Origin of the sequence: Mesorhizobium sp. M2D.F.Ca.ET.226.01.1.1 (assembly GCF_004022705.2) — a bacterium.
In the GTDB taxonomy this organism is placed as follows: domain Bacteria; phylum Pseudomonadota; class Alphaproteobacteria; order Rhizobiales; family Rhizobiaceae; genus Mesorhizobium.
This window is the reverse complement of record NZ_RZOY02000008.1, coordinates 249,130-268,441: the sequence shown is the minus strand read 5'-3', so window position 1 is coordinate 268,441 and position 19,312 is coordinate 249,130. Positions and strand designations below refer to the sequence as shown.

Annotated in this window: 16 protein-coding genes; 4 read left to right on the top strand and 12 right to left on the bottom strand. The window is 65.3% G+C overall.

Annotated elements, in window-relative coordinates; all coding sequences use genetic code 11:
• Positions 1 to 40 precede the first annotated feature (40 nt).
• The gene (locus EN869_RS20175; protein ID WP_127227335.1) at positions 41 to 874 is read right to left on the bottom strand and encodes an AraC family transcriptional regulator; all 834 of its coding nucleotides are present in this window, start codon (positions 872 to 874) and stop codon (positions 41 to 43) included.
• Between the two features lie 148 nt (positions 875 to 1,022).
• On the opposite strand from EN869_RS20175, the gene EN869_RS20170 reads away from it, so the two are divergent.
• Positions 1,023 to 2,558: a winged helix-turn-helix domain-containing protein gene (locus EN869_RS20170; protein ID WP_127227336.1), complete on the top strand. Its 1,536-nt coding sequence runs from the start codon at positions 1,023 to 1,025 to the stop codon at positions 2,556 to 2,558.
• Here EN869_RS20170 and EN869_RS20165 read toward each other — a convergent pair.
• From EN869_RS20165 to EN869_RS20115, 11 genes are all read right to left on the bottom strand, one after another.
• On the bottom strand, positions 2,534 to 2,866 hold the full coding sequence (locus EN869_RS20165; RefSeq protein WP_127227337.1) for a hypothetical protein: 333 nt from the start codon (positions 2,864 to 2,866) through the stop codon (positions 2,534 to 2,536). The genes EN869_RS20170 and EN869_RS20165 overlap by 25 nt on opposite strands.
• Positions 2,867 to 3,017: 151 nt before the next feature.
• Positions 3,018 to 6,122 (bottom strand): efflux RND transporter permease subunit, encoded by a 3,105-nt coding sequence (locus EN869_RS20160; protein ID WP_127227338.1) that lies wholly within the window; start codon positions 6,120 to 6,122, stop codon positions 3,018 to 3,020.
• Between the two features lie 116 nt (positions 6,123 to 6,238).
• Positions 6,239 to 7,813 (bottom strand): FAD-dependent monooxygenase, encoded by a 1,575-nt coding sequence (locus tag EN869_RS20155; protein ID WP_127227339.1) that lies wholly within the window; start codon positions 7,811 to 7,813, stop codon positions 6,239 to 6,241.
• Positions 7,810 to 8,949, bottom strand: a complete 1,140-nt coding sequence (locus EN869_RS20150; protein ID WP_127227340.1) for an efflux RND transporter periplasmic adaptor subunit — start codon at positions 8,947 to 8,949, stop codon at positions 7,810 to 7,812. Before EN869_RS20150 ends, EN869_RS20155 begins: the two co-directional genes overlap by 4 nt.
• A gap of 217 nt (positions 8,950 to 9,166) precedes the next feature.
• Positions 9,167 to 10,102, bottom strand: a complete 936-nt coding sequence (locus EN869_RS20145; protein WP_127227341.1) for a phosphatidate cytidylyltransferase — start codon at positions 10,100 to 10,102, stop codon at positions 9,167 to 9,169.
• Complete coding sequence (locus EN869_RS20140; RefSeq protein WP_127227342.1) at positions 10,102 to 10,761, bottom strand: lysophospholipid acyltransferase family protein; 660 nt, start codon at positions 10,759 to 10,761, stop codon at positions 10,102 to 10,104. Before EN869_RS20140 ends, EN869_RS20145 begins: the two co-directional genes overlap by 1 nt.
• Positions 10,758 to 11,201: a hypothetical protein gene (locus tag EN869_RS20135; protein ID WP_127227343.1), complete on the bottom strand. Its 444-nt coding sequence runs from the start codon at positions 11,199 to 11,201 to the stop codon at positions 10,758 to 10,760. The genes EN869_RS20140 and EN869_RS20135 overlap by 4 nt, the downstream gene beginning before the upstream one ends.
• Positions 11,198 to 12,535, bottom strand: coding sequence for a phosphatase PAP2/dual specificity phosphatase family protein (locus EN869_RS20130; RefSeq protein ID WP_127227344.1), 1,338 nt, complete (start codon positions 12,533 to 12,535; stop codon positions 11,198 to 11,200). The genes EN869_RS20135 and EN869_RS20130 overlap by 4 nt, the downstream gene beginning before the upstream one ends.
• A gap of 13 nt (positions 12,536 to 12,548) precedes the next feature.
• On the bottom strand, positions 12,549 to 14,336 hold the full coding sequence (locus EN869_RS20125) for a bifunctional alpha/beta hydrolase/class I SAM-dependent methyltransferase (protein ID WP_167507057.1): 1,788 nt from the start codon (positions 14,334 to 14,336) through the stop codon (positions 12,549 to 12,551).
• A gap of 36 nt (positions 14,337 to 14,372) precedes the next feature.
• Complete coding sequence (locus EN869_RS20120) at positions 14,373 to 14,981, bottom strand: CDP-alcohol phosphatidyltransferase family protein (protein WP_127227346.1); 609 nt, start codon at positions 14,979 to 14,981, stop codon at positions 14,373 to 14,375.
• Between the two features lie 163 nt (positions 14,982 to 15,144).
• Positions 15,145 to 16,029 carry a hypothetical protein gene (locus EN869_RS20115; RefSeq protein WP_127227347.1) on the bottom strand — a complete coding sequence of 295 codons (885 nt, stop codon included), beginning with the start codon at positions 16,027 to 16,029 and terminating at the stop codon, positions 15,145 to 15,147.
• 279 nt (positions 16,030 to 16,308) lie between these two features.
• Between EN869_RS20115 and EN869_RS20110 the strand changes: the two genes are divergently transcribed.
• The 3 genes from EN869_RS20110 to EN869_RS20100 all read left to right on the top strand — a co-directional run bounded on the left by EN869_RS20110 (position 16,309) and on the right by EN869_RS20100 (position 19,174).
• On the top strand, positions 16,309 to 17,418 hold the full coding sequence (locus EN869_RS20110; protein WP_127227348.1) for a glycosyltransferase family 4 protein: 1,110 nt from the start codon (positions 16,309 to 16,311) through the stop codon (positions 17,416 to 17,418).
• 80 nt (positions 17,419 to 17,498) lie between these two features.
• Positions 17,499 to 17,978 (top strand): MarR family transcriptional regulator, encoded by a 480-nt coding sequence (locus EN869_RS20105; protein ID WP_112130300.1) that lies wholly within the window; start codon positions 17,499 to 17,501, stop codon positions 17,976 to 17,978.
• The gene (locus tag EN869_RS20100; RefSeq protein WP_127227349.1) at positions 17,975 to 19,174 is read left to right on the top strand and encodes an HlyD family secretion protein; all 1,200 of its coding nucleotides are present in this window, start codon (positions 17,975 to 17,977) and stop codon (positions 19,172 to 19,174) included. The genes EN869_RS20105 and EN869_RS20100 overlap by 4 nt, the downstream gene beginning before the upstream one ends.
• The last annotated feature ends 138 nt before the right edge of the window (positions 19,175 to 19,312 follow it).

Below are 19,312 nucleotides of genomic sequence, written 5' to 3'. Positions count from 1 at the left end.
CCGATCCACCTTCTCCCGCAAGGGGAGAAGGGAAGGCGTCTCAGCCCTTCACCGGCACCCAGATCTCTAGCCCGCCATTGCCGGTGTGCGCGTCGAACTCGGGGCCGTAGCGCTCGAATTCCGGTGCGTCGGCGATCTCGTGGCCGGAGGCAGGCAGCCATTTGTTCCAGATCGTGTTGACGGTGCGGCGGATGGTCGAGATGTGCTCGCGATGCGCGAACACCGCATATTTCTGCGCCGGCACCCGCACGCGGTAAAAGTCCTTCGGCAGATCCGAGAAATCCTTCACCTCGATGCCCACCACATAGTCGAAATTGCCGGCGTCGTCGCCGTTGAGGCAGACGCCGTAGAAGACGCCCGGCACCTCGCCGGGAATGTTGCCGATATAGGGCGCGAAACGCTGCCATTGCATCGGGATGCCGGCGCTGGTCTCGCAGCTGTAGCGCTCGCCGAGCCCGGCGACGAGAAACGGGCGGCTGGTCTCGAAGCGCGGCGGCTCGAGCGTGGTGAGAAGTGAACTGTCCATGAGGATAGGCTCCACGAGATCGAGGTTTCGGGTCGAGCCTTGCGCGCGCACCAGTTCCGGCGTGGTGCCGAACGCATCGCGAAAAGCCCGCGTGAACGCCTCATGCGAACCATAGCCGACATCGAGCGCGACCGAGAGAATGTCGGGCGCGCCGCCGGCAAGCTTGCGCGCCGCTTCGCTGAGCCTGCGCGCCCGCATATAGCCCATGACCGACCGCCCTGTGGCCGCGCCGAAGGCCCGCGTCACGTGGAAGCGCGACACGCCGCTGCTTGTCGCGACGTCGTCTAGCGAGATCGCATCCGGCAGATGGCTTTCGACAAACCAGAGCGCTTTCTCGGTCGGGTTCATGGCTCCTCGCATTTGGCGCGGCGACCCTAGCCGCCGCCCCGACTGCCAGTTTGATCGAAATTGCGCAGTGAGCAATAATGGCAACGCGCATGCCGGGTCGAGTGGAGCGACTTGGCATTATGCGCGGCAGGCGGGAAGGGGTGTCCCGATGACGACGGCGACGGCCGATCAGGTCTTCCGGTTTGGCGGGTTCACGCTCGACCTCGCCATGGGCACGCTGCGCGGCGTCCACGAGCCTCTGTTCCTGCGCCCGAAATCCTATGCGCTGCTTTCGCATCTTGCCCGCAACATGGGCCGCGTCGTGCCGAAATCGGAGCTGATGGATGTCGTCTGGCCCGGCGTCTATGTCACCGAGGATTCGCTCACCCAGTCGGTGCGCGAAATCCGCAAGGTGCTGGGCGACGATATGGTGCGCACAGTTTCCAAGCGCGGCTACATGCTGGCCGCGGAAGCCGAAGCGGCGCCGGAGATCAGCACCCAGCCGATCGTCGCGGTGGTGCGCTTCCGCAATGAGAGCGGCGATCCGGCCGACGAGGCGATGGTCGACGGCTTCGCCGAGGACCTGATCAACGGTGTCGCGCGCTTCGGCACGGTCACGGTGCTGGCGCGCAACTCCAGCTTCTCTTTCGCCTCCTTTGGCCGCGCCGAGTGGCCGCAGATCCGCGCCCGCATCGGCGCGGACTATTTGGTCGAAGGGTCACTGCGCCGGCAGGGCGAGCATGTCGTGGTTGCGGTCAGTCTGGTGGACATCGCCACCGGCAGCCAGCTCTGGGGCGACCGATTCCAATCGCATGGCGAAGGGCTGTTCGCGATCGAACGCGAGATCGTCGAGCAGATCGTCAGCCGGCTGGTCACCCGTGTCGCCAATGCCGGGCTGGAGCAGGCGTCACGCAAGCCCGTCACCAGCCTTGCCGCCTATGAGCTGCTGCTGCGCGGCTTCGCGATGCTGCGTGATCCCGCCCAGACCGACCAGCGAAGCGCCGAAGCCCTGTTCGAGGCCGCGATCGCCAAGGATCCGAACTATGGCCTTGCCTATACCTATCTCGGGCTGGTGCGGGCCTTGGACGGCGAGTTCGGACGCGCCAGCGATGCGGTTCTGGAAAATGCGCGCGACCTTGCCGACAAGGGCTTGGCGCTCTCGCCGGACCAGCCGACGGGACACCGCGTGCAGTCGCTGATCCGCCTCTATATGCGCGACCACGAGGCGGCCGAGCATCACATGCGCATCGCGCTGCAGCTCAACCCCTATGATGCCGACAGCATCGAGCAGATGGGCATGCTGCTCACCATGCGGGGGCGGCCGCTCGAGGCGCTGACCTGGCTCGCGCGCGGCATCCGCATCGATCCCTTGCACCCGCACTGGTACCAGTTCGACCGCGCGCTGGCGCTCTACATGATGGGGGAATACCGGCAGGCGGCCGACGCGCTGGAGCTGGCGACGCGTCCGGCCCCGTGGATCCGCACGCGGCTGGCGGCTTGCTATGCCCAGATGGGCGAGATGGAAAAGGCGCGTCGGCAGATCTCCCTGATCGGCGAGGGCGATCCGTTCTCGCCGCTCGATTATGCCTTGCGCGGCGTGCCGTTCGAGAACCAGGCCGATGCCGAGCATCTCGCCGAAGGCGTCAGACTTGCCCTCGGCGAGATTCCGCCCGGGGCGGATCAATCGGCCACGACCACGATGTAGCGGCCCTGATAGAGCCGGTAGTAGGTGCCGCCGCAGCGCCACACGTCGAAGCCGTTGACCTTGGTGCGCACGCAGCCGGCGGGCAGCGTGGCGACCCAGGCCGTGGTGTGCCGCAGCACGCGCCACGTGGCGGTACGCCGGGCAACGCCGGCGGCGCTGCGCGGCGTCCAGGGCGCGCCGATGCGGGCCTCGGCGGTGCCGACCAGCGACAGCGCTGGCACGGCGCTGCCGACGATCTCGAAGGTGGTGAGCGCGAGGGCGAGCAGGGCTGCTGCCGAGCGGTATTTCTTCAGGGATTTCATAGTCATGTGGGTTTCTCCAGATGTTGGTTGAAGTCTAGCGGGAGGATTGAGCGGCAGGCCGGGTCGAACCCGCCTGTGCCGCCAGGTGAGCCACGAGCGCCGTGCCCGCGGTTGTGGTGTCGCCGCCGACAAGCCTGTCGGCGACGACGAGATCTGTTCAGGCCGCTATGGCCTGCGGTTCGGCGGCGACTGTCTCCTGGTCGGCCGCAGCGATGGTCTCGGCCGGCGCCTTGATGCGGAACCAGGCGACGTAGAGCGTCGGAAGGAAGACCAGCGTCAGCACGGTCGCCACCATCAGCCCGCCCATCACGGCGTAAGCCATCGGTCCCCAGAACACGGTCGGCGCGATCGGGATCATGCCGAGGATGGCGGCCGCAGCCGTCAGCAGGATCGGCCGCAGCCGGTGCGTGGTGGCGCTGATCACCGCCGCCCACGGCTCTTCGCCGGCGGCGATATGCTGGTCGATCTGCGCGATCAGGATCACCGAGTTGCGGATCACCATGCCTATCAGCGACATCACGCCGAGGATCGCGACGAAGCCCATCGGAGCGCCGGAGATCAGCAGCGCGCCGGCGACGCCGATGATGGCCAGCGGAGCGGTGAGCAACACCAGCGCCAGGCGCTGGAAGCTCATCAGCTGGACCATCAGCACCGTCGCCATGATGAACAGCATCAACGGGAAGACCACGAAGATGCTGACCTTGGCCTTGGCGCTGTCCTCGATCACGCCGCCCTGTTCGACTCTGTAGCGCGCCGGCAGCTCGGCCTTGAACGCGGCGATGGCGCTTCCCAGGCGCTTCGACACGGCGGTGGCGTTCTCGCCGGGGGCCACGTCGGCCTGCACCGTCACGGTCGGCAGGCGGCCACGGCGCCAGATCAGCGGCGGCTCGGTCTGGTAGGTGAGCTTCGCCACCTGTTCGAGCGGCACGCGGCGTCCGCCTGAAGCGCTGATCGTCAGGCCGCGCAGCGTGTCGATGCTGGCGCGTTCGGAGTCCACGGCACGGGCGACGACGTCGATCAGGTAGGTGTCGTCGCGCATCTGGGTGATCTTCGAACCGGACAAGATCGCGTTGATCGTCTCCGACAGCTGCTGCGAGGAGATGCCCAGCGCGCGTGCCCGGTCCTGGTCGACCTCGACCTTGATGACCTTGGCAGGCTCGTTCCAGTCATAGTTGATGTTGCGCACTGCGGCGTCGCTGCCCAGCACCTGCGCGAATTGCTGCGCGAGGCTGCGCGTCTTGTCCGGGTCCGGACCCGAGACGCGGAACTTCAGCGGCCAGCCGACCGGCGGGCCGAGCTCCAGCGGCGTGACGCGAGCCATGACGTCGTCGAAGCCGGTCGACAGCTCCTTCTCCAGCCGGTCGATGACCGCCTGGCGCACGGCGTGGCCCTTGGTCACCACCACCGCCTGGGCGAAGAAGTCGTTGGCGAGCTGCGCGTCGAGCGGCAGGTAGAAGCGCACCGCGCCCTGGCCGACATAGAAGCTCCAGTGGTCGATGTCGGGATCGGAAGCGAGCAGCTTCTCGACGCGCTCGACAACTGCATCCGTCGCCTTGATCGAGGCGGTGCGCGGCAGCGTGAGGTCGAGCATCACTTCGGGCCGGTCGGACTTCGGGAAGAACTCCTGGCCGACGAAGCCCATGGCCACGACCGAGAGCGCGAACACGCCGGCCGTCGCCGACAGCACCAGCCACTTCGCCCGCATTGCGGCTTCAAGCAGCACCCGGAAGCCACGGGCGATGCGCGACGGCTGATGGCTGCCGCCATGACCCTTGATGCGATCGGGCAGCAGGAGGACGCCGGTGAGCGGCGTGAACAGCACTGCGACCACCCAGGAGACGACAAGCGCGATGGCAACGACCGCGAACAGCGAGAAGCAGTATTCGCCGGCGCCGCTCTTGGCGAAGCCCACCGGCACGAAGCCGGCGATCGTCACCACCGTGCCGGTCAGCATCGGGAAGGCGGTCGAGGTGTAGGCATAGGTGGCGGCCGAGATCTTGTCGTAGCCTTCCTCCATGCGGGAGATCATCATCTCGACCGCGATCATCGCATCGTCGACCAAAAGGCCGAGCGCGATGATCAGCGCGCCGAGCGAGATGCGCTGCAAGGAGATGCCGAAATACTCCATGGTGACGAAGGTGATCGCCAGCACCAGCGGGATGGCGACCGCCACAACGACGCCCGGACGCCAGCCGAGCGCCAGCAGCGAGACGGCGAGCACGATGGCGATCGCCTCGCCGAGGCTCTTGGTGAATTCGCCGACGGATTCTTCGACCACATGCGACTGGTCGGCGACCATGCCGAGCTCGGCGCCGAGCGGCAGCTCGGCCTCCATCTCGTGCATCTTCTCCTTGACGTTCTCGCCCAGCGCCAGCGCGTCGCCGCCTGAAGTCATCGAGATGGCGATGCCGACGGCGGGCTTGCCGTTGAAACGGAACATCGGCTGCGGCGGGTCGGAATAGGCGCGCTTGACCTCGGCGACGTCGCCCAGGCGAAAGTAATGGCCGTTGGCGTAGAAGTTGATCGCCTTCAGGCTCTCTTCAGAGGTGAAGGAGCCGGAAACGCGGATGGCGATGCGCTCCGGGCCGGCATCGACCGTGCCGCTCGGCGTCAACGCGTTCTGCGTTTGCAGCGCCTGCGTCAGCGTGCCGACGTCGAGGCCTAGCGCCGCCACCTTCTGCGTCGAGAATTCGAGATAGATCTTCTCATCCTGCTGGCCGATCAGGTCGACCTTGGCGACGTCCTTCACGGTGAGTAGCCCGGCGCGCAGGCTGGTCGCCATATCCTTCAGCTCGCGATGGCTGAGGCTGTCGGAAGTGAGCGCGTAGATCAGCGAATAGGTGTCGCCGAACTCGTCGTTGAAGAACGGACCCTGCACGCCGGACGGCAGCGTCGGCTTGATGTCGTTGAGCTTCTTGCGCACCTGGTACCAGAGCGGCTGCACCTGGTCGCCGGCAACCGTGTCCTTGAGGTTGACGAAGACGACGGATTCGCCGGGCTTGGTGTAGCTCTTGACGTAGTCGAGGTCGGGCAGCTCCTCGAGCTTCTTCTCGATGCGGTCGGTGATCTGCTCGACCGTCTCGCTGGTGCTGGCGCCTGGCCACATCGTCTTCACCACCATAGTTTTGATGGTGAAGGGCGGGTCCTCCTCGCGGCCGAGGCCGCGATAGGCATAGAGGCCGGCGAGAGCGGCCGCGATCATCAGGTAGACGATGAAGCTGCGGTGGCGCAGCGCCCATTCGGAAAGATTGAAGCTGCTCATGACAAAATCCCTCTCGGCGCGCGCGAAGGCGCGTTCCGCCGGCTTCTGCCGGCTGGCCAAAGCAAGTGATGGATGGGTTTCTGTCAGCGCCCGCCATGGGCGGGCACTGTCGCTGGTCAGGCCAGGCTATGCATGGTGCCCGGCACGCGATAGGGCGCGCGCTCCGCCGTTCTCGGCTTGATGGCGAGGCCGGCGAGATAGCGCTGGAAGCCTGCTGCCTCCTGCGCCGGCGAAGCGAGCGCGACATGGCCGTCCGGCCTCACCAGATAGGCGGCGTCGCGCTGCAGGCCGGCTTTCGCGGCGGTCTCTGACCAGGCGAAGGCGTGAACCGGAATGCCGGTCGATGCCAGCATCGCCCGGAAATCGCAGGTGACCTCGCCATAGACATGGACCTGCCAGTCGAGCGAGCGCAGCGGCTCGAAATTGTCGCCGTTGGGGCCGAGGACATAGGGCAGGCGGTCGCCGCCGCTGACCTTGCCGGCCTTGCCCGCGCTGATTGGGCCGGCGCGGTACTGGATTGCTGCCTGCGAGATCACGCCGAAGAAGGCGCGTGAGCCGAAAGAGGTGTGGAGCAGCGCGTTCAAAATCTTCGGCATCAGATAGCGACGGAACAGCCCGATGAACCGCGAGCGGCTGGTGATGAAGCGGAAAGCGGTGTCGGTGCTCTCGATCAGCTTGCGGGCGAAGGCGATGCGTTCCGGCTCGTAGCTGTCGAGCAGGCGCGGATCGGCCCGGCCCTGGACCACGGCGGCAAGCTTCCAGGCGAGGTTCACAGCATCGCCCATGCCGGTGTTCATGCCCTGGCCGCCGGCCGGGCTGTGGATGTGGCCGGCATCGCCGCAGAGGAACACGCGCCCGACGCGGAAGCGCTCGGCCACGCGGTGGTGGACGCGGTAGGTCGAGAACCAGTTGACCTCGTCGACCGTGACGCCGGTGTCGCGCTCGACATCGGCGCGGATCGCCTCGAAGGTGATCGTCTCGTCGGTCTCATGCGCCTTCGGCACGATGCCGATCAACCGGACCGAACCGGACTGCCGCACCGGCATCACGATGGCGAAGCCATAGGCGCTGACCGTCGTGTCCAGGCCGTTGCGGGTGATTTCGCCGCGCCCCTTTACGTCGGCGACGTAGAAGGACTGCTCGTATGCGCCGCCGGGAAAGCCGACCTTTAGCCCATGGCGCACGGCGCTGTGGGCACCGTCGCAACCGACAAGATAGGCGGCGCCGACGGTTTCGGTCCGGCCTTCCTTGCTCAAGGTCGCGACGACCGCGTCACCTCTGTCCTGGAACGCGACGAGCTCGGTTCTCCGCTCGACCGTGACGCCGGCGCGCTCCAGATGCGCGATCAGCACGCGCTCGTGGATGTCCTGCGGCAGCGCGAAGGCGAAGGAATAGGGGCTGACGCCGCGGCCGAAATCCGACAGCGGCAGCCTCGCGGCGACGCCGGCCGGCGTATGCACGGTGAGCCGTTCGATCTTCACGCCCGCGGCAAGCACGTCGTCGACGATGCCGATCTGTCGGTGGAACTCCAGCGTGCGCGCCTGGACGGCCAGCGCCCGCGATGTCTCGCCGGGAGCGGCGGCCTTGTCGAAGATGCGCACCGGCACGCCGAGCCTGGTCAGCCATAGTGCGAGCGTCAGACCGGTCGGGCCGGCGCCGGCGATCAGGACTCTTGTCTTAGACACAGTCATTTTGCTTCTCCTTCAACGATACGGACTTTTTCGTGTTCCCGCAGCCGGTTTACGCCGGCTGTGACGACCCGGTCGCCCTTGGCGAGCCCGTCGCTGACGACGACGCGGTCGGTTTCGTAGCGGGCTATGGCGACAGGCTTCAGTTCCACCGCCGAACTGGCATCGACCACCCAGACGGCCGGCTGGCCGTTTTTGTCGAACAGCGCGCTGCCGGGCAGGGTCACGACCGGGGCGCCCGCGATCTCGACGCGGCCGGCGACACTTGCGCCGAAGCGCATCTCGTCCGGTGCGTTCTCGAGCGACACCTTCACCTGGAAGGTACGGGTGGCGGCGTCGGCCATCGGCGCGATCTCGCGCACCGTGCCGGTTGTCGAGATCGCCGGATTGCTGAGCAGCGAGACGGTGACGGCGGGAATCTGCTTGCCGCGTTGGTCGCTGGCAAAGGCGGCTTCCGCGATCGAGAACACCGCGTCGCGGCTTTTCGGATCGGCGACGCGCACCACCATCTGCCCGACATTGACGGACTGGCCGGCTTCGGCGCCGGTGGCGGTGACGATGCCGTCGAACTCCGCATGCAGCTCGGTATAGCCGAGCTGGTCCTTGGCCATCGCGAAGGCGATGTTGGCGGATTTCAGCTTGGCCTCGGCCGAGCGCAAATTCTTCAGCGTCGCGTCATGGTTGGCGCGTGTCGTAAAACCCTTGGCGAGCAGGGCGCTGATGCGTGCTTCGGCGGCACGGGCTTCGACAACAACGGCCTCGGCCGCCGCGACATCGGCCTCGGCGCTGGCCAGTCGATTGCGGTAATCCTGGTCGTCGACGCGGGCGAGAACCTCGCCCTTCTTCACTGTCGCGCCGATTTCGGCGATGCGCCGGATGAGCTTGCCGGAAACGCGAAAACCGAGATCGCTCTCCAGTCTCGGCTTGATCTCGCCGATGGCGACGCGGTTATCCACGGCGGGTGCCGGCGAGACCGAAACTGCCTTGACCAGCTTGGTTTCGGGCGTGCCCGGCGCGGCGTTCGATGCCTCGCTTCTGGCGCCAAGCCAGACCAGGGCGGCGCCGCAGGCGAGGGCGGCGATCGAGCCGGCGATCAGGCGGTGCCTCAGCGGCTTGTTACGAAAGAGTGCGGCAATCATGGTGTCTCCATGCCCAAATTTGCGGCCGCGCTTGGGAGGACGCGGCAGGCTGAAATCGTGCTGGCTGCGAGGCAAATCGGTGTTTCGGCTGTCTTGCGCCGGCCAGAACGTTTTGCGATTTCGGCGGCGCGAAATCCCGAACGGTTTCTGAAAATTTTCCGATGTTTGGGTGAGACGGCCTTTTTGCGTCGCTGCCGTCACATGCTGAAACGGGCGCTCACACCGTCCAGAAATAGCGCACGATGTGGAAGAAGATCGGCGCGGCGAAGACCAGGCTGTCGGTGCGGTCGAGCATGCCGCCATGGCCTTCGATCAGATGGCCCCAGTCCTTGACGCCCTGGTCGCGCTTGATCGCCGAGGCGACGAGCCCGCCGAGAAATCCCATCGTGCAGGCGACGAAGGCGACGGCCGAGGCCTGCAGCGGCGAGAACGGCGTGATGAAGGAGAGCAGCGCGCCGAGCAGGCTCGACGCGACCAGTCCGCCGATCAGCCCCTCCCAGGTCTTCGACGGCGAGACATTCGGCGAGAAGCGATGCTTTCCGAACAGCTTGCCGAAGATGTATTGCAGCACGTCGCTGCCCTGCACGACGATTATCAGGAAGGCGACGAGCAGCAGGTTGCGGCCCTCGAAGCCGGGCACGTTGAGCGTCAGCAAGGCAGGAACATGGCTGACGCAATAGACCGAGATCATGATCGCCCATTGCTGCGCCGAGACGCGTTCCAGAAAACGTTCGGTATCGCCATGCAGCGCCGTGATCGCCGGCATCAGAAGGAAGCAGTAGACCGGAATGAAGATGACGAACAGCCCGTACCAGGCCGTCCACACCAGCCAGTACTGGAACGGGATGACGATGCCGAACATGCCGAGCAGCACCCAATGGTCGCTGCGCCGGCTGTGCGTCAGCGTCACGAATTCGCGCAGCGCCGCGAACGAGATCAGCGCAAACAGGATGGTCATGCCGTAGCGGCCGAAGAAGAAGGCGACCGTCATCAGCGCCACCATCACCCACCAGGCGTTGATGCGCTGGGTGAGGTTGACCAGCGTCGGGCTCAAAGGCTTTGGCGCGCGCATCGAAAGAATGCCGGCGGTGATGCTGGCGGTGCTCAGCACCACAAAGAGGCCGATAATGAGAATGCTGATTTCGTGGCGCATCAATCGTCTCGGTCGGGGCGGGGGTCGAGCGCCAGAAGGGCTTCGCGGGCGCGCTGCAGGAAGGCGCGGCGTTCCTCGCCCGGCGCGACCGCGACCGGCGCGCCGAAGACGACGCGGCAAAGCAGCGGCACCGGCAGGAACTGGCCCTTGGGCAGCACGCGCGACATGTTCTCGATCCAGCATGGGATGAGCTCCACATCCGGCCGCGCCATCGACAGATTGTAGAGGCCGGAGCGGAACGGCAGCAGCTCGTCGCTGGTGTTGCGGGTGCCTTCCGGGAAGATGATCAGCGAGTGGCCCTGTTCGAGCACGGACAGCATGATCGAGATCGGGTGCTCAGCCTCGCTCGTCCAGGTCCGGCTGATCAGCACTGAGGACAGCATGTCCTCGGCGATGAACCGGCGCAGCCGCGACTTGCCCCAATATTCGGCCGCGGCGATCGCATGCGTCTTGGCGCGCTCCGTCTCACTGAGGCAGGCCGACAGCAGGATGAAATCGCCATGGCTGGTGTGGTTGGCAAAATAGATGCGCTGGCGGTCAGACGGCTGGCTGCCGCTCCAGATCGGCCGCACACCGGTGACCGCCCAGGCCATCGCCGAGAGGCCGACCGAGGTTACCGTCTGCAACAGCGTATAGGTGCGCAGCGCAAGCTTGCTCATCTGGGCATCCAGAAACCGGCGGTGAGGAAGGCGACGACGAAGACCGCGAAGGCGAAACGCTGCCGGGTAAGCAGGCGGCGGGTGCCAGCGATGCGGTCGTCAAGCGCACGCGGCGTTGGCTGAGCGGGCTTCAGCCGCATGCGCGCCAGCATGTCGTCGACCGCGGCACCCCCGGAAATCTCGTCGCCATGCGTCGCCATCAGCCGGAACAGCAGCGCGTCGAAGACGAGAAGCGCCGAGAGCCCGAGCACGACGACGGCGCTTGCCGCCGCGATCAGCAGCGCCAGCACCGCAAGCGGCGCATGCAGCGCGCCGCGCGCCGAAGCGACCAGTGGCGCGACGCTGTCGCCAGCGATCACGATGGCGGCCGGCCATGCCGCCTGTTTGATCAGCATGGCGGCGAAGGCGGCGGTCTTGCGCTGATAGGCCTCGTCGCTCATGCCGGCTCGTCCAATCCGACCTGAAGATGCACTGGACGGCCGGACGCGGCGAGCTGCTTGCGGGCCTGCGCCGGCGTGTGCGAGCGGCCGGTGGCGACCAGCCAACGGGCGACGACTGTGGCGCTGCGTTGGAAGCCCAGCGCGCAGCAGACCAGCACCGTGCCTTGCCGGCACGCCGGCTCGATCGCCGTCGCCGCCTGGTCGAGCATATCACCGGGAGGCGAAAGCAGATCGAGCATGGCAAAGCTCATCCAGCGCCCGGTCGCATCGCGCGGCCGCTCCAATTCGGCGGCGAGGTCGATCACCGTGCCGAAGGCGTCGGCTTCAGCGGCGTCGGGAAACCGTCCAAGAAACACGCCGTCGGTGACGCTCACCACCGGCGGCAGCCTGCGCGTCCAGGCCCAGACATTGACCCTGGCGCCCAGCCGGTATGGCAAGAGCAGGATACGGCTTGCCAGCGACACACGGCCGTCGGCCGTCTTCTGGAATACTTTCACGCCGGCTCCGGCATAGGCGAAAGCGACGATGGCGAGCGCCAGCGCCGGCCACAAGAGCACAAGCGCGATGGCCGAGAAGAAGGCGCCGGCAGACGCGCCGGCGAGCGCCAGGATCGCGCCCAGCCCGTAGTAAAACGAGAGCCGCCTGGCCTTGGTATCGGCGGTGAGGCGAAAACCGGCGAAGGGCAGCTCGCCCTTGGCCGGAAACAGCCAGAGCGCGAAGAAGCCGAGGAGCGCGCCGGTCGGGATGTCGATGAAATGATGCTGCCAGGTCGTCAGCACCGAGCCGCCGATCAGGAAGCACCAAAAGTGCCAGAGCCTGAGCAAGGGGCGGGTGAGACGCTGGCGCCAGTGATCCCAGATGATCACCAGAAGCGCGATATGCAGGGACGGCGCCTGGTTGAACGGCTTGTCGAAACCGCCGAGCACGGCAAACAGAAAGCCGGGCAAGCCCGTCGTTGCCGGCCGCACGAAGGTGGCGGTCAGCGGAAACAGGATGAAGCAGGAGACGGCGATGACCTGCGCGGTGAGGTAGCGGCCGGCCAGCCGGTTCACGCCCTGCCGGCTGTCGTTGAGCAGCAGCGACAGGGCGTAGAACAGGTTGATCGACCAGTAGGGCACGATCGTCCAGGCAAGGAACGGAACGTGGTGCTCCCAGGAGAAGACGATGCTGCCGACTTGATTGCGTGTCGAGGCCAGCCAGTTGGCGAAGCCGTAGGTCGAGTAGAAGAACGGCGCCAGGAAGGCGAGCCACAGCGCTGCCCGGATGACGACACGTCCATAGGATTCGGCGGCTGGGCTGGCTGAACGTGACGGGGGCTCGGCACTGGTCGGCATGCGTGGGCGGTTCCTAAACCCGCCTTGCCAGCGAGACGGTGAAGATGCCCCACTGGTCGATGCGCTGGTCGAGCTTCTCGAAGCCGGCTGCCTCGACCAGCTGGTCCATCTCGGCTTGCGTGCGCCGCCGCATCACCCAGGCCTGGCCGCCGCGATGCGATGTCAGGCTGCGCGCGATCATCTCGAGCTGCGGGTGCCAGGGCTGGTTGGTGTAGATCAGCAGGCTGCCAGGTTGCATGGCGCGGGCCAGGCCGCCGAGCGAGCGGGCGATCATCGCATTGTCGGCGAACAGCTCGTAGAGGCCGGAGACGATGGCGAGGTCCGGCCCAGGGTTCAGCGTGGCCAGCCCGTCGGCATCGAAGGCGTCGGCGCGGCGGAACGAGACGCTTGCCGGCATCTGCCGCTCAGTGATCAGCTTGCGGCCGAGTTCGACATTGATGTCGGAATAATCCTGCAGGCGCACGCTGGCCGGCTGCTCGGCGCTCTTGCCGATCGCGTCGAGCACATAGCGGCCGTGGCCGGCGGCGATGTCGAGGATATGGCCCGGCCGTCCGGCGGCCTTCAGCGTTGCCAGTGCCTGGCCGATCAGTTCCTCGAGGTTGAGTTTGCGCTGGCGGATGCCGCGCCAGCCGATGGCGTCGAGGAAAGTCCGGTCGACCATGCGGCCGATCGGCCCCAATCCCCGCGCGTCGTTTTCGTAGACATAGTCCAGCGTCGAGCCGGAATCGAAGCCGGTGCCGACGCCGATCTTCATGCCGCGCGAGAACCAGCTGCCGATGCGGATGGAGGCGCGGCTCATCGCCCAGTAGAGGCCCTTGAGCGATAGGAGATCGAGCGGCGAGGCGAGCCTGTCGGCCTCGTCACGGGTGTAACCGGCAATGTCCGCCTGCTTCAGGTCGACAGCTTCAGCCGGCGAAGCAAACTGCCCTTCGATAAACGGGCGGATCAGGTCGAGCGCCTTGGCGCGGTCGCGTTCGCCCAGCGTGTCGTGGAAGAAGCCCGGCAGCACATGCCGTTCCTTCACGCGGCAGCCGAGATTGACGAAGAACTCGTGCTGCGGCCCGTGCCGCACCACCCAGTCGCTGCCGGACAGGAGAAGCTGTGTCGGCACGGTGATGGCGCGGGCATCGGAAACGATGCGCGAGGCATGCTGGTAGAGCTCGACCAGAATGTTCGACGCGATCGGCCGCGTGATCAGCGGATCGTTCTCGAAGGAGGCGATGCGCACCGGGTCATGGGTGAGCAGGCTGGCCTTGACGTAGGAATTGACGAAGAAGCGCCCCTTGAGCTTCTGCCACAGCGCAATGCCTTCCTTGGCGAAGGGCACATAGAGCTTGACCGAGAAGGCCGGCGAGGCGAGCACCATGGCGCGCAGCTTCGGCGCATAGTCATGCACCCAGGCGGCGGCGAGCACGGCGCCGAACGACTGCGCGATCAGCGCGATATCCTGTGCGGCAAAACCGTCCTTCGCGGCGATCTCGCGCATGAAACAGTCGATATCGCGCATAAGTGCGGCAAAGGACGGGGCATAGCCCCGCTCGCCGGCGGAGCGGCCGTTGCCGCGCGCATCCCAGGCGTAGAAGGCATAGTCCGGCATGCTGAGTTCGTCGACCAGATGCGCCATGCGGCCGCCATGCTCGTGGCCGCGATGGAAGAGCACGACCGCGCCCTTGGCCTCGGCCGAGGCCGCCGGCCAGAAGCGGTAGAAGATCTCCGTGCCGTCATGGCTGCGGAAGCTGCGTTCCTGCGCCTGCCGCGCAACGCTCCCAGCCGGCGCGGTAGCGATCTGTTCGTGAAGCATGCTGTTCCCCTCGGACGGCATCGCGGGCCTCGATGCTTAGCCGGTCTTGCCAGTAAGGCCGGCGCGTATCCGGTTTATGGCGGTCAGCAGCGAAAGCGTAGCCATGGCCGGAAACACAAAAGGCGCGATCGCCGCCGGCCACAGCCCGACGGCGCATAAGGCCGCCACCACGCCGAGCCCCAGCGCCCTGTCGCTCTTGCCGAACGGTCCGGCATAGTTGCGCCCGATCCCTGCGGGAATGCCGAGCACGCCGGCGAACTCGGTGAGCATCGCGGTAATGGCAAAGGCGACGACGCCCAAGACGCCAAACTGCGGCAAGGCGGCGAAGGGCAGGATGAGCGCCAGGTCGGAGACGACGTCGCAGATTTCGTTAAGATACATGCCAAGCGTGGAGGCCTGGCCATGTTCCCGCGCCAGCATGCCATCCATGGCGTTGAGCGCCATGCGCACGAACAGCACCAGGGGAATGAGCAAGAGAAGCAGGCGCGAACTGGGCGCCGCCACGATCGCCAAGCCGGCTGCGATCGAGAGGCCGGCTGCCAGCAGGGTGATGCCGTTGGCTGTCATCCCCATGGCCGCCAGCCGGCCGACAAGCGGCCGCAGCCTGTCCTGGAAGGCCGGCTTCAGCGCATAAAGCGTCGGCATTGCGTGATCCCCCGATCCACGGCTCAAGCTTTACCATGAGCGAGCATGGAGGCGCTAGCGTGCGACAGAAAACACGGTGAATTTTCAGACGGTTGACGCCGCGCTGTGAATGCATCGCCTCAAGCCGTCACGGCGGGATCGCCGTGATCGCGGCTATGCAAGCTCACCGCATCTGCTTGCGCAGCCAGTACTGCAGCTTGACCAGGTGCCGCTCCGGCGTGCGCTCGAAGCGGCGGACGTCGATCAGCGTCACGCCGCCACCGTCCGACAGCGTGTGCAGGCCGGTGTCGAAGCCATCGAGCCACCCCTCGGGCGACAGCCGCTTGACGATTTCGGCCGAAAATTCCTCCGGCGTCAGGCGCTCGATCCGCAACAGGTTGATGGCTGTGCCGTAGCCCGTTGCGCAATCCTGGGTCGGCACATACAGCTGGCCATCATGCTCGAAGGGCGAGCCGCCGAGCCGCGACGATGCGCGTCCCGTGCGCACCGGATTTTGCGGATGCTTGGTCCAGGGGCCGGTCAGGCTCTCGGCGAAAGAGGCATGCAGCTCGCGCATGTCCCGTTCGTTGGGACCGTTGAGCGCATAGAGCATCCACCAGCGCTCCTGGTGGCGAAACACAGCCGCGTCGACCGCCGGCTCGTCCAGCAGCACGGCGACCGGCTGCCACGCCTTTGGAAAATCGGTCGCCTTGTAAAGCGTGAGGCGCCCGCTCTTGAAGGCCTCAGGCAGCATGAAGATATCCTCCCCCTGCCGGATCAGGAACGGATACGAGAGGTGGAACGGCTCCTTCAAGGCGACGCCGCGCTCCTTGAGCGTCCAGTCCCGGTCGTAGCTGTAGTAGTGGATCTCGCCGCGTCTCACCCGGTGGTCGTAGGCCTCGACCAACACCGTGAAACGGTCGCCATGGAAGAGGCCGAACGGGTCGGCTATGAAGCGGTACGACCCTTGAGGCGGCAGCCAGACGACCCGGCTCTTGTCCAGGCCTTGCGGGGCAAGTGCGTTGCCGATCCGATCCGGGACGATGCCCGTCTGCCAGATGTCGAACATTGTTTCGCTCCCTGCCGCGCCGGCGCATCTATGTAGCAAACCGCGCAGCCCCGCAAACCGCGTATGCGGCACTGTGGGCGGGAAGCCTTGTTCCGTAAGGCGTGGCCAGGCTTCACATTTTTGTAAATTGCCCTCGGCAGTGAATTCGCGATACGGCTGGCCGCCGGCTCTGTTCGCTTTACCATTTGTTGGGCTGGAGCGCGCCTTCTTTGCCCGGTCACCCTCAGGGAAAAGTATCGATCAGCAGGCAGCGATCCCGCCAATCGCCATTTAACTGTCATGACTTTCAACAGCAAAAAAATCGACAGAGTTATTTTTACAGAAAGCTCACCCGATATCGGCGGACAAGAACGGCAATTGCTGATCCAGATGCGATCACTCCTGGCGTCTGGGACCGACGTGGTGCTTGCCTGCCGCCCGGATTCTCGGGTTGGGGCTTTAGCTGCGACAATGAACATTCAGACTGTGACACTTCCATTTAGAAACAGTGCGGACCCACGCACGATAATCGGCTTATATAGGCTGATCGCTACAATGCGGCCCGCCGCATGCTTCTGTCATAGCGGTCATGATACGAATAACCTTGCAATTGCTGCAAGAATTTTCGGTCGTAATCGTCCACGTCTGATTAGGTCTAAAGCATACCTGGTCGGAAAAATATCAGAATATAGCTACAACTATTTCGTAGACGTTACATTCGCTCCAAGCAAGTATTTGCGGTCAAGAATTCTGTCCAATAGCCGGGTCGATCCTAAACGGGTCGAAGTGATTTATCCGGGTGTGGATTTCGAAAAACTCGACGCGGATTGTTACCTTGATCTTCCTTCCGATCTTTCTCGCTGGATCGAAAGGAAGCGCGGCACGCTGATCGTGCAGGTGGGCATGCTCCGCGGGGAGAAGGGCCACCTTTTGATGCTTGACGCAATATCGAAAGTGCGTTCGCGATGGCCCGCGCTTCATTTTGCAATTGTTGGATCGGGACCCGAGCAAGAGTCGATCAAGCAACGGGCAATCGAGCTTGGCCTTTATGATCAAATCTGGATGGGTGAACTGCCATCCGTCGCGGCGATCCTGAAAAAGGCGGATCTCGTCGTTATGCCTTCGGTCGTCGAAGCGTTGGGTCAGGCTCAAATTGAGGCGGCGGGACTCGGCATCCCAATCGTGGCAAGCAATATTGGCGGTATTCCGGAAACAATCTCTCATCTGGAAACCGGTCTGCTGGCCGAGCCAAATGCGAATGATTTTGCGCAATGGCTGGACTATGCGCTGTCTCACCCGGACGACATGCGCATGATGGCTCACCGCGCTCAAGCGGATGTTCGGTCCCGGTTTAGCATTGAAAACAACGCCAGCGCGCTCAAATCCTTGATCACACGGCAGGTTCGTTGACGGCTTGCAGTGCTGGCGCGCAGTCGTCCATCCGCAAAGCTCCTCTTGAATAATAAGCACGCTTATTATATCTATCGCTCATGGTTTCAGATGGCATCGACAGATTGGGATTTTTGATCCACGACGTGCAGCGTCTCATGCGCAAGCGCTTCGAGGCGCGCGCCAGCGGGCTGGGGCTTTCCTCGGCGCAATGGCGACTGATGGTGCGTGTCGCGAAGGAAGAAGGCATCACCCAGGCGCGGCTGGCCGAACTGCTCGAAATCGAGCCGATCAGCGTCTCGCGGCTCGTCGACCGCATGGAAGAGGGCGGCTGGATCGAGCGCCGCCAGGACGCCACCGACCGGCGCGTGCGCATGATCTTCCCGACCGAGAAGGCGAGCGCCGCCTATGCCGATGTCAAAAGCCTTGCCGGCGAGGTCTATGAGGAGTCCTTGACCGGCGTTTCGCCGGAAGACCGGCGCATCCTGATCCGGGTTCTGGATACGATCGTGCAGAACCTGACGGATGGCGAGGCATCATCCCTGGAAAAGATCAAGAGCAGGGAAGGGGCGGCAGCATGAGCGCGGCAGCCAAGAGAGAAGACGACAACGTAACCAAGCTTGCGTCGGCGCAGCCGGTCGCTGAAGCCCCGGCACAGCCGGCGGCCGCTCCGGTCACGGCGGCGCCTGAGCCTCAGCCGGCCCCCGCCGCCCCGAAGAAAAAGCGCCGTATCGGCGGCTTCCTGTTGATGGTCGCCCTGCCGTTGGCGCTGCTTGCCGGCGGGTCATATGTCTGGGTGACGGGTGGCCGCTACCAGGAGACCGAGAACGCCAATTTGCAGCAGGCCAGGATTTCGGTCGCCTCCGACACGGCCGGCCGTATCGTCCAGGTCGGCATCGCCGACAACCAGCTGGTCAAGCAGGGCGATCTTCTCTTCGTCATCGATCCCGAGCCTTACAGGATCGCGCTGGCCCAGGCCGACGCCGCCGTCGCCGCCGCGCGCCTCAATGTCGAGCAGCTGCGCGCCGCCTACAGCCAGGCGATGGCGCAGGAAAAATCCGCCGGCAGCGAGGTCGACTACGCGCAGTCGCAATACGATCGCGCCGCCGATCTGGCGCAGAAGGGCATCAACGCCAAGGCGTCCCTCGACCAGGCCCGCAACGATCTCGACAAGGCCAGGCAGCAGCTCGCGGTGGCCGAGCAGGGCATCGTCAGCGCCAAGGCAGCGCTTGGCGGCAATCCCAACATCGAGACCGACAAGCATCCGACCGTGATGTCGGCCCTGGCCGCGCGCGACAAGGCCGCTTACGAACTGGCGCAGACCACGGTGAAGGCGCCGGCCGACGGCGTCATCTACCAGGCTGCCTCGTTCAAGGTCGGCCAGTATGTCTCCGTCGGCACGCCGCTGTTCGCGCTGGTCGAGACCGGCGACACCTGGATCAACGCCAATTTCAAGGAAACCCAGCTCACCCACATGAAGCCTGGCCAGAAGGCCGAGATCGTCGTCGACACCTATCCGGGCCGCACCTTCGAGGCAACCGTCAAGGCGATCGGCGCCGGCACGGGGGCGGAGTTCTCGCTGCTGCCCGCGCAGAACGCCACCGGCAACTGGGTCAAGGTCACGCAGCGCATTCCGGTGCGCCTGGAACTGACCGATCCCGACGCCAGGATGGCGCTGCGCACCGGCATGAGCGCCACCGTCACCGTCGACACCGGCGTGTCGCGCGGCCTGCCGTCGATCTTCGGCCACGCCACGGCAGGAGAGAACGCGCAGTAACGCACCCTAAATTTGGGGGCGGAGCAGGGATTGGCCTGATGGGAGGAGTGGGAAGGATAAGCGTTTAAGGTCAGCCGCTTGGCGGCGGATCAAAACCGAAACCTTCGACACGACCCCTCGGTCCTCAGGTTTCCGGGC